At 59.8% G+C, this 10466-nt stretch carries 8 protein-coding genes; 1 reads left to right on the forward strand and 7 read right to left on the reverse strand.

All coding sequences use genetic code 11. The features are described from left to right. Nucleotides 1–51: 51 nt before the first annotated feature. From ACM6IR_RS19550 to ACM6IR_RS19580, 7 genes are all read right to left on the reverse strand, one after another. Nucleotides 52–1200 carry an iron-containing alcohol dehydrogenase gene (locus ACM6IR_RS19550; protein WP_414909210.1) on the reverse strand — a complete coding sequence of 383 codons (1149 nt, stop codon included), beginning with the start codon at nt 1198–1200 and terminating at the stop codon, nt 52–54. 221 nt (nt 1201–1421) lie between these two features. Beyond that, complete coding sequence (locus ACM6IR_RS19555) at nt 1422–2246, reverse strand: ABC transporter permease (protein ID WP_414909211.1); 825 nt, start codon at nt 2244–2246, stop codon at nt 1422–1424. Between the two features lie 12 nt (nt 2247–2258). Continuing rightward, complete coding sequence (locus ACM6IR_RS19560; RefSeq protein ID WP_414909212.1) at nt 2259–3506, reverse strand: ABC transporter permease; 1248 nt, start codon at nt 3504–3506, stop codon at nt 2259–2261. 191 nt (nt 3507–3697) lie between these two features. After that, complete coding sequence (locus tag ACM6IR_RS19565; RefSeq protein WP_414909213.1) at nt 3698–4741, reverse strand: ABC transporter substrate-binding protein; 1044 nt, start codon at nt 4739–4741, stop codon at nt 3698–3700. Between the two features lie 49 nt (nt 4742–4790). Further along, on the reverse strand, nt 4791–5915 hold the full coding sequence (locus ACM6IR_RS19570) for an ABC transporter ATP-binding protein (protein WP_414909214.1): 1125 nt from the start codon (nt 5913–5915) through the stop codon (nt 4791–4793). 342 nt (nt 5916–6257) lie between these two features. Further along, nucleotides 6258–6911 (reverse strand): response regulator, encoded by a 654-nt coding sequence (locus ACM6IR_RS19575; protein ID WP_414909215.1) that lies wholly within the window; start codon nt 6909–6911, stop codon nt 6258–6260. A 46-nt stretch (nt 6912–6957) separates the two neighbouring features. Then, nucleotides 6958–9354, reverse strand: coding sequence for a PAS domain S-box protein (locus ACM6IR_RS19580; protein WP_414909216.1), 2397 nt, complete (start codon nt 9352–9354; stop codon nt 6958–6960). 73 nt (nt 9355–9427) lie between these two features. Between ACM6IR_RS19580 and ACM6IR_RS19585 the strand changes: the two genes are divergently transcribed. Then, nucleotides 9428–10420, forward strand: coding sequence for an alpha/beta hydrolase family protein (locus tag ACM6IR_RS19585; protein ID WP_414909217.1), 993 nt, complete (start codon nt 9428–9430; stop codon nt 10418–10420). Nucleotides 10421–10466 lie beyond the last annotated feature (46 nt).

A 10466-nucleotide genomic window follows, 5' to 3' on the forward strand; every position in this document is an offset into this window, starting at 1 on the left:
GGCGCGCATTGTATACCGCATGCTTTGGCCCGCGCACTGTGGCCGCGATGATCAGTAGGCCGCTCGGTAAATCTTCTCGATATCAATCGCACTCAATTTGCGCGGATTGTTGCGCATCAGGCGCTCAATCCCCGCGGCCTCCAAGGCCATCGCCGGAATTGCGTCCTCGGGAATGCCGAAACTGCGCAGGCCCGACGGGATTTCTACCGCTGCACACAACTCGGTCATTGCCTCGACGGCTTTGTCGGCCGCTTCTTTGGCGCTCAGATGAGCGGTCTGCACCCCCATGGCTTCGGCAATATCCTGCATGCGCTCGACGCAGGCCATCTTGTTCCAGGTCATGACATACGGCAGCAACAAGGCGTTGCTGACGCCATGGGCGATGTTGAACCGCCCGCCGAGCGGGTACGCCAGCGCATGCACCGCCCCAACCCCGGCGTTGCCGAACGCCATGCCGGCCATCAGGCTGGCGGTGGCCATGTCTTCGCGGGCCTGCAGGTTCGACGGGTTGGCGTAGGCCTTGGGCAGCGCCTTGGTGATCAAATTGATGGCGCCGATGGCCAGGGCGTCGGTGATCGGCGAGGCATTGACGGAGAGGTAGGATTCGATGGCATGCACCAGCGCATCGACGCCACTGGCAGCGGTGACGCTGCGCGGGCACGTCAGGGTCATTTGCGGACTGACCAGCGCCACGTCAGGCAACAGATAGTCGCTGATGATGCCTTTCTTCAACTGCGCGACCTTGTCGGAGAGAATCGCGACATTGGTCACTTCCGAGCCGGTGCCCGCAGTGGTCGGGATGGCGATCAGCGGCGGGCCTTTGCGAGGAACCTGATCGATGCCGAACAAATCTTCCAGCGCGCCGTGGTAACCGGCATACGCCGCCACGCTTTTGGCGATGTCGATGGCACTGCCGCCGCCCAGGCCAATCAACCCGTCATGCCCGCCTTCACGGTAGACCCGCATGCAGTCTTCGACGATGGCGATTTCCGGGTCCGGCAGTACACGGTCGAATATTTCATAGGTTCTGTCGCCCAACTGCGCCAGCGCCAGCTCGACCGTGCCGGACTTGACCAGTGCGGCATCGGTGACGATCAACGGGTTGTCGATGTCCAGGCGTGTCAGCTCAGCGGCCAATTGTTCGATGGCACCTGCGCCAGTGATCAGTTTGTGAGCGATTTTGAAAGAGGAAAGACTCATGTGCGCAGCCTCTTATCGATAGGGAGCTGGGCACAAGATTAGCTGGGGATTGGGGTTTGTCTGCTATTCAGGTCATGAATGACCCGAGATCCCCCCCCAAAATACCCAAAATCACTGTGGGAGCGAGCCTGCTCGCGAAAGCGGACCGACATTCAACATCAATGTCGACTGATACTCCGCATTCGCGAGCAGGCGCTCCCACATTAGATCGGTGTGTAGCTTTAAACCTGAGCGGTGCGCAGTTTTTCGCTACGCCCGCGCAGCCATTCCAGGGTCAGCAGCAGGATCACCGAGAAAGCAATCAGCAGGGTCGCCGCGGCGGCAATGGTCGGGCTGAGGTTTTCGCGGATGCCGCTGAACATCTGCCGCGGCAAGGTCGCTTGTTCGGGACCTGCGAGAAACAGCGTCACTACCACCTCATCGAACGAGGTCGCGAACGCAAACAATGCCCCCGAAATCACACCCGGCGCAATCAGCGGCAAGGTCACCCGACGGAACGCGGTCAGCGGCGAAGCACCGAGGCTGGCAGCGGCGCGCACAAGGTTCTGGTTGAACCCCTGCAACGTCGCTGACACGGTGATGATTACAAACGGCACACCCAACACCGCATGCACCACGATCAGCGAGACAAAGCTGTTGCCAAACCCCAGCGGAGCAAAGAACAGATAACTGGCCACACCGATGATCACCACCGGCACCACCATCGGCGAAATCACCAGCGCCATCACGAGCGCCTTGCCCGGAAAGTTGCCACGCGTCAGACCAATCGCCGCCAGCGTACCGAACAGCATTGCCAGCACCGTTGCCGCCGGGGCAACGATGATGCTGTTCCTCAACGAACGCATCCACTCGGCGGAGGCAAAGAAGTCCTGATACCAGTGCAACGAAAAGCCTTGCAGCGGGTACACCAGAAAACTGCCCGCGTTGAACGACAGCGGAATGATCACCAGCACCGGCAGAATCAGGAACAACAAAATCAGGCCGCAGAGAATCCGCAAGCTGTAGAACCACGCCCGCTCAATGGGCGACATATAAGGACTCAGCATTTCATTCTCCCCTTAGCTCAGGCGCAGGCGACTGGCGCCGACCAGCCGGTTGTAAATCAGATAAAGCACCACGGTCGCCAACAGCAGCAGCCCACCGAGTGCGGTCGCCATGCCCCAGTTGATGCTGGTGTTGGTGTAGAAGGCGACGAAGTAACTGACCATCTGATCGTTCGGGCTGCCCAGCAATGCAGGGGTGATGTAGTAGCCGATGGCGAGGATGAACACCAACAGGCAACCGGCGCCGACACCGGCATAGGTCTGCGGGAAGTACACCCGCCAAAAGCTGGCAAAAGGGTGGCAACCGAGGGAAATCGCTGCACGCATGTAGGTCGGCGAGATGCCTTTCATTACGCTGTAAATCGGCAGGATCATGAACGGCAGCAGGATGTGCACCATGGAGATGTAAACCCCGGTGCGGTTGAACACCAGCTCCAGCGGCTTATCGATGATGCCCATGGCCATCAGGCCACTGTTTATAAGCCCGCCCGATTGCAGCAGCACGATCCACGCCGCAACTCGCACCAGGATCGAAGTCCAGAATGGCAGCAGCACCAGAATCATCAGCAAGTTGCTTTGGCGTGATGGCAGGTTCGCCAGTAGATAAGCCAACGGGTAAGCCAGCAGCAGGCAGATCACGGTGATGATCAGGCCCATCCAGAACGTGCGGGCGAAGATGTCGAGGTAGATCGCCTGATCGGGCGTGGCCGGGGCGATTTCACCAAGATCGTCGATCCGATGATCGACCGCCGCCAGCAAGTAGTAAGGCGTGATGCTGCTGGTGTTGCGGCGCACCGCTTGCCAATAGGCCGGGTCACCCCAACGCTCGTCGAGCCCTTCCAGCGCTTCTTTATAGGAGGCCGGTTCAGTGGCGAACGGCAAGGCGCGGGCGGTTTTCGTCAACAGGCTGCGATAGCCGGCCAACTCCATGTTCAAGCGCTTGGACAGGTCGCCCAGGCTTTGATTCTTGCGGGCTTCAGCGAGGTCTTCGCTGGCCGCTTTATACACCGGTTCAGCGGGCAGGCCTCGGCCGTCCCAACTGGCGATAGCCGTCACAGTGCGCGGCATGCCGCCGACCACTTCCGGGTTACCGACACTTTTGTAGAGCAGCGCCACGATTGGCACCAGGAACACCAGCAACAGAAACAGCACCAATGGCGCGATCAAGGCTTGAGCCTTCCAGCGGTTGATCCGCTCGGCGTGCTTGAGCCGCTGCTTCAAGGTGGGGTCAGTGCCCGCGTTCAGGGGAACGGCGATAGCCATGGCGTACTCCGGAAAATCTTTGATCGTTACAGAGGAAGGCAGGCCTCCTCTGTTCTTGATAACTACACATCACCCCTGTAGGAGCGAGGCTTGCCCGCGAAAGCGTCGGCACATTCAACATTGATGCTGATTGACACGCCGTCTTCGCGGGCAAGCCTCGCTCCTACAGGGGGCAAGCCCACGGAGTGGTCTTATTTTGCTGCCCAGGAGTTGAAACGCTGTTCCAGTTGCTCGCCGTTGTCAGCCCAGAAGCTGACGTCGATCTGTACCTGGTTGGCGATGTTTTCCGGGGTGGTCGGCATGTCCTTCAGGACATCCTTGGACAACAGCGGTACGGCCTGGATATTGGCCGGGCCGTAGGCGATGTTTTCCGAGTAGGTCTTTTGCTGTTGTGGCGCCACCGAGAAAGCGATGAATTTCTTCGCCGCTTCAGCGCGTGCCTTGTCCAGACCTTTAGGAATGGCCCATGCGTCGAAGTCGTAGATACCGCCGTTCCACACGACTTTCAGGTTGCTTTCTTTCTGCACGGCAGCGATCCGGCCGTTATAGGCCGAGCTCATGACCACGTCGCCGGAGGCGAGGTATTGCGGCGGCTGTGCGCCGGCTTCCCACCACTGGATGCTTGGTTTGAGCTCATCAAGTTTCTTGAACGCGCGATCCTGACCATCCTTGCTCGCCAGAACCTTGTAGACGTCTTTGGGCGCAACGCCGTCAGCCATCAGAGCGAATTCCAGGGTGTACTTGGCGCCTTTACGCAGGCCGCGCTTGCCCGGGAATTTCTTGGTGTCCCAGAAATCAACCCAACTGGTCGGTGCGGATTTCAGCTTGTCGGCGTTGTAGGCCAACACGGTCGACCACACGAAGAAGCCCACGCCGCAAGGCTGGATGGCGCCTTTGACGTAATCTTCGGATTTGCCGAACAGCGCAGGGTCGAGTTGTTCGAACATGTCTTCGTCGCAACCACGGGACAGCTCAGGCGATTCAACTTCCACCAGGTCCCAGGACACGCTCTTGGTGTCGACCATGGCTTTGACCTTGGCCATTTCGCCGTTGTACTCGCCCGCCACGATCTTGCCGTGACCCGCCGCTTCCCATGGTGCGTAGAAGGCTTTGGCCTGCGCCGCCTTGTTTGCCCCGCCAAAGGACACCACGGTCAGGTCCGGACCCGCCGCCATTGCGTGTGCCGCGCCGATCATGCCCATGACCAAAGCGGTGAATTTCAGGGATCTCAACATTTATTGTTCTCTCCACGTGCAGGGTTGGTGTTGGTGTAGCAGGGGGCGATCAGTTCGCCTCTAAAAGTGGGTCTAGCGCGCGAACGTGCTCGACCTGCCAGCCAAGCGGTACCACATCGCCGACGGCGAGCGCGGGATCGAGCTCGGCAATCGGTTGTTTCACAAAGAAGTCAGTCTTGCCGCAGACTTCCAGGCGAACCCGGACGTGGTCGCCTAGATAGATGAATTCCGCCACCCTCCCTGAGAAGCGGTTGACGCATTGATCGCTTGCGCCGTTGAGGCTCACGCGCTCCGGGCGAATCGACAGCGTGACGGGTTCGCCGGTCTTGCCGACGTTGACTGCCAGGGCTTCAACCTTCTCACCGCGACCGAGTTCGACGATGCAGCGATCACCGATCTGACTGTGCAAGCGGCCATTGAGGCGGTTGTTTTCGCCGATGAAGTTGGCGACGAAGGTGTTTTTTGGCTCTTCGTAGAGCGTGCGAGGCGGCGCGATCTGCTGGATTTCACCCTGATGGAAAACGGCCACACGGTCGGACATGGTCAGGGCTTCGCCCTGATCGTGGGTCACATAGACGACCGTCACGCCCAGACGCTGGTGCAGATGCTTGATCTCCATCTGCATGTGTTCGCGCAATTGTTTGTCGAGTGCGCCGAGGGGTTCGTCCATCAGCACCAGCTGTGGTTCGAACACCAGGGCGCGGGCCAGCGCCACACGTTGCTGCTGACCACCGGACAGCTGGCCCGGATAACGCTGGGCGAAGGTGTCGAGCTGAACCATGCTCAGAACACGTTTGACCCGGTCACTGACGTCGCTCTTGTTCAAGCCGCGCACGGTCAGCGGGAACGCGAGGTTCTCGGCGACCGTCATGTGCGGGAACAAGGCGTAGTTCTGGAACACCATGCCAATGTCACGCTTGTGCGGCGGCACGTTGTTGATGGAGCGCCCGGCCAGCTGGATTTCGCCTGCGGTCGGTGTTTCGAAACCGGCGAGCATCATCAGACTGGTGGTCTTGCCGGAGCCGGACGGCCCGAGCAAGGTGAGGAATTCGCCTTTGCGAATTTCCAGGTTGAGGTCTTTGACGATCAGGTTCTCGCCGTCGTAGCTTTTTTGCACTCCACGAAAGCTAACCAGAATGTCACTGGCCCCTACGTTTGAATCGACCTGGCTCATACCCACACCTTTGTTGTTGATGACTGCTGTGGACTAAGCCTAGTGGACGCTGGGGAGCACGCAAATCGGGGCGCAGGAGAGAATGGCCTCAGCCATATGGAAGTTTGGGGGTAGGGATTGCCCTACAAGAATGGCGGGATTGGATAGGGCAGTGCTGAGTTTGAAGCTACAGGCCACAAGAACGGGCAAAATCCGTGTTGTAGGCATGTCGCAAATGGACATGCCATGGAAAACCGGTGGGAGCGAGCCTGCTCGCGAAAGCGTTGGATCAGGCAAAGACATGTCGACTCAAGCACCGCTTTCGCGAGCAGGCTCGCTCCCACAAGGGTAGATCGGTGAACTTTAGAGCAGTTTGTGTTCCATCGCGTACTTCACCAGTTCCGCCAGGGAGGTGATATTGAGTTTTTGCATCAACCGCGCCTTGTGGGTACTGATGGTCTTACTGCTCAAGGCCAGTTGCTGGGCGATGTCGTTGACGTTGGCGCCCTGGGCCAGGCGCTCGAATACCGAGAACTCACGCTCCGAGAGTGATGAATGCAGCGGCCGCGAATCGGTCAGGCCGACTTCGAAGACCATGCGGTCGGCCAGGTCCGGGTCGATGTAACGCCCGCCCGCCGCCACTTTGCGGATCGCGGTCAGCAGCAGCGCCGGGTCGCTGTCCTTGGTCGCATAACCGGCAGCGCCGACCTTTAACGCGCGCGCGGCCATCTGCGCTTCGTCGTGCATCGACAGCACCAGAATCGCTGGCGGATTGCTCAGCGCGCGAATCCGCGGGATCGCCTCCAGCCCATTGACCCCGGGCATGGAGATGTCCAGCAACACCACTTCGCAGGGCACATGACGCAGCGTCTCAAGCAACTGCTCGCCATTGCTCGCCTCCCCCACCACCAGCAAGTCCTTGGCCAGGCCAATCAACTGCTTGATGCCTTCGCGAACAATGGTGTGGTCTTCGGCTACCAGTACACGGATCACAGACTTCTCCAGATTCAAGATCATTCGCGAGCCTGCTCGCGAAGGCATAAGTACAGTCAACACATGCTCATCAGGCCACATCCAATGGCACTCGCACACTCAGCGTCGTGCCTTCACCCGGCTCACTTTCAAGCGACAACTGCCCGCCCATGATCAGCACCCGCTCGCGCATGCCCACAACACCAAAGGATGTTGGCCGGCCAGTGGCGGCGACAAATCCTACGCCGTCATCGCTGACGGTCAGGCACAACTCGTTGCCTTCCAGTGCCAGTGTCAGTTCAACAGTATGCGCCTGAGCATGGCGCATGACATTGGTCAGCGCTTCCTGAAGGATCCGGAACAAGCCAATCGCCTTGGCATCGCTGAGCGCCGGTAAATTGTCCGGCACCTGCACCAGGCACGGTATCTGCGTGCGCGCCTCGAAACGCCGGGCTTGCCATTCGATGGCCGACGCGATCCCGGCATCGAGAATCGGTGGGCGCAAAGCCGTGGCCACGTCGCGCACCAGCTGAAACAGCTGAGCGATCAGGCGCTTCATGCTGTTCAGGCGCTCGTTCAGACCGGGGTCGAGCTGAGCGTAGGCCAGTTCGCACATCGACGTTTCCAGCTTCAGAACGGTCAACATTTGCCCCAGTTCGTCGTGAACTTCCCGGGCAATGCGGGCCTTTTCCTCTTCCCGGACGCTCTCCAAATGAGCCGACAACTCACGCAACTGTTCCCGGGAGCTGGCCAGTTCCAGTTCGATGCGCTTGCTCTCGCTGATGTCCCAGACGATACCGTCCCAGACATAGGTGCCGTCCTCAAGCCGCCGGGTAATGGCTTTGATCTCCGCCCAGCGTTGCTCGCCCGAACGGGTGAGAATCCGACCCTGCCAAGACCAGTCACTGTCGGTATCCAGCGCATGGTCCTGCGTTTGGTGATAACTGGCCTTGTCATCTGGATGCACCAGGCTGCGCAGGCCTTTGTCACGATGGGCCAGGGTGGCCGGCGAATACCCCGACAGGCTCTCGCTGCCTTCACTGATGTAGGCAAAATCGATTTGCCCTGTCACCGGCGCCCGCTCCAGTCGAAAGACCAATCCGGGAACGTTGGCGGCGATCCCTTGCAGCCGCGCTTCGCTTTCCTGCAACGCGGCCAACGCGCGACGACGCTCGGTGACGTCATTGAGGTAGACCACCAGGTATTCGCCACCGCGAAATCGCAAGAAGCTCAACGAAACATCCGTTGGCAGGATACTGCCGTCCGCACGCACACAGTTGGTTTCAAAACTTTGCGGGCCGTCATCGCTGGCACGGGCGCGCTTCCACAGGTTCAACCAGCGGTCCATATGCAGACCGGGTTCGAAGTCGATCAGTGGCCGGTTGATGATCCCTCCCGCCGAATAACCCAGCATGGTTTCGGCCGCGCGGTTGGCGTAACGCACATGGCTGTCCCAGTTGACCCAGAGGATACCGACGGTACTTTGATCGATGGAAAATTGAGTAAGGCGTAACGCTTCTTCGCTGGCGGCACGCAGGGCAATGTCCGCCCGCGCCGCCAGCAGTCGTTGCTCCAGACTGTGCTGCTGCCGACGCTGCCAGATGACGATGGCCATGCTGCTCAACACCAACACCACCATCAGTAGACAGAGGTTTTTCCAAAAAACCGGGGAATCGGTGAGCCTTGGATATTTGGGTTGCAGCCACTGGCTGTGCAGTTGCTCCAGTTCCTTGGCCGGGATGGCTCGCAGGGCGTTTGCGACGATACCCGCGAGTTCTGGCCAGTCCCGGCGAGTGGCAACGCGCAGCAGTTGCGGCAGGCCAATATCGCCGACCACCACCAGCTCGGAAAACTCGGGCTCGATGGACAACCGCCCCAACTGCGCCTCATCGACCACGGCATAACTGGCCTGCTGACTGAGCAGCAACTGTAAGGCTTGGCGCTCGAGGGGTACGCCTTGAAGGTTCAGGTGCGGGTAAGTGCTGCGCAGGTAGTCGGCAGTGGCGCTGGGCATGCGTACGGCGACGCGGGTCTGGCTGTCGAGTTTTTCCAGCTCCACCGCGCCGGTGCTTTTCTGATCACTGACCACCAGCTGTGGCACCCGCATATACGGGTCGGAAAACTGCCACAAGCGCAGACCACCGGGGGTTTGGGTCAGTCCCGGCGCGATGTCGATTTCACCCTCGCGCGCAGCGGCTTCCAATTCTGCGAGGTCGGGGTAATTGCGCCAACTCAGTTCGACCTTAAGCGCCTTGGCCAGCCATTTCATCAGCTCGACGTTGACCCCGGACAGGCGCTGTAAACGGCGATCGTATTGGGCGTAAGGCGCTTGCAACACTAGTCCGACCCGCAACTCATCATGTTGCGCCAGCCATTGCTGCTGGTCGGCGGACAATTGCGCGACGTGCGCCGGCGACGCGGCAGCCGCCCAACCCATCAAGGGAAACCACAAACAGCCGATAACCCACAGGCAGCGAAAACGCATCATTGAAGTCTCACACACTGACAAATACTGACCAACCCATTAGGCTGCCGGAATAACTTCTGGCCTGGAATATCCGATGCCCCCTGTCTACCGCCTGGCACTGCCAGCATTGTGCCTGTCGCTGATCCTGCCTTGCGCCTTTTCCGTCGAGGCGGCCATCCCGACACCGGCCCCTGTGGAAAAAACCGCAGAAGAAAAGCCAGCCGAACGCCAACCGCTGCTTGAGCGTAGTCAGGAAGAAGCGAGCGCACTTGAGCGAAAAATCCCCGTTCAGGAACAGCAACCCTTACAAGCGGGCGCCGACACATTCCTCGCCTTGTGGAAACCGGCCAATACCGCCGCCCCCAAAGGCGTGGTGATTATCATCCCTGGCGCCGGCGAAACAGCTGACTGGCCGCAAGCAATCGGTCCTTTGCGCCGCAAATTACCAGACATCAAGTGGAGCAGCCTGAGTATCACCTTGCCGGACCTGCAAAGCGATGCCATTGCGCCACGCGTCGTCGAAGCGGCACCCGCCCCCAAAGCCGCGAACACCGCCAGCAAAGATTCGACCACCGCCGCCCCCATCGAGCAAGCTGCCGGGGGTGAAGCGGAGGTGGCGGACAAAGCGATCGCCGAAACCACTGAGGAACAGGCCAAGGCCGATGCCGAGCGAATTTTTGCTCGCATCGATGCGGCCATTGCCTTCGCCGAACAGCAAAGTGCTCACAGCATTGTCGTATTGGGTCATGGCACCGGCGCTTATTGGGCCGCGCGGTATTTGAGCGAGAAGCAACCATCGCAAGTGGAAAAGTTCGTGATGGTTGCGGCGCAGACGCCGGTGACAGCGAAGCCCGCGCTGGTGGAACTGACACCGACATTAAGACTGCCGATCGCCGACCTCTTCTACATGGACAGACCGCTGGATCGCAACGCGGCGCTGGAACGCCTGCAAGCCAGCAAGCGCTTGAAGACGTCGGCGTTCAGCCAGGTATCACTGAAGGCATTGCCGGGTGATGCCACGGCAGAGCAAGAACAGCTGGTTCGCCGAGTGCGTGGTTGGTTGAATCCGCAACATGTGACGGACTGATCAACCGGGTTGCCGCTTTCGCGAGCAGGCTCGCTCCCACAGGGGT

The organism is Pseudomonas sp. IT-P253, from assembly GCF_949768125.1.
GTDB lineage: Bacteria > Pseudomonadota > Gammaproteobacteria > Pseudomonadales > Pseudomonadaceae > Aquipseudomonas.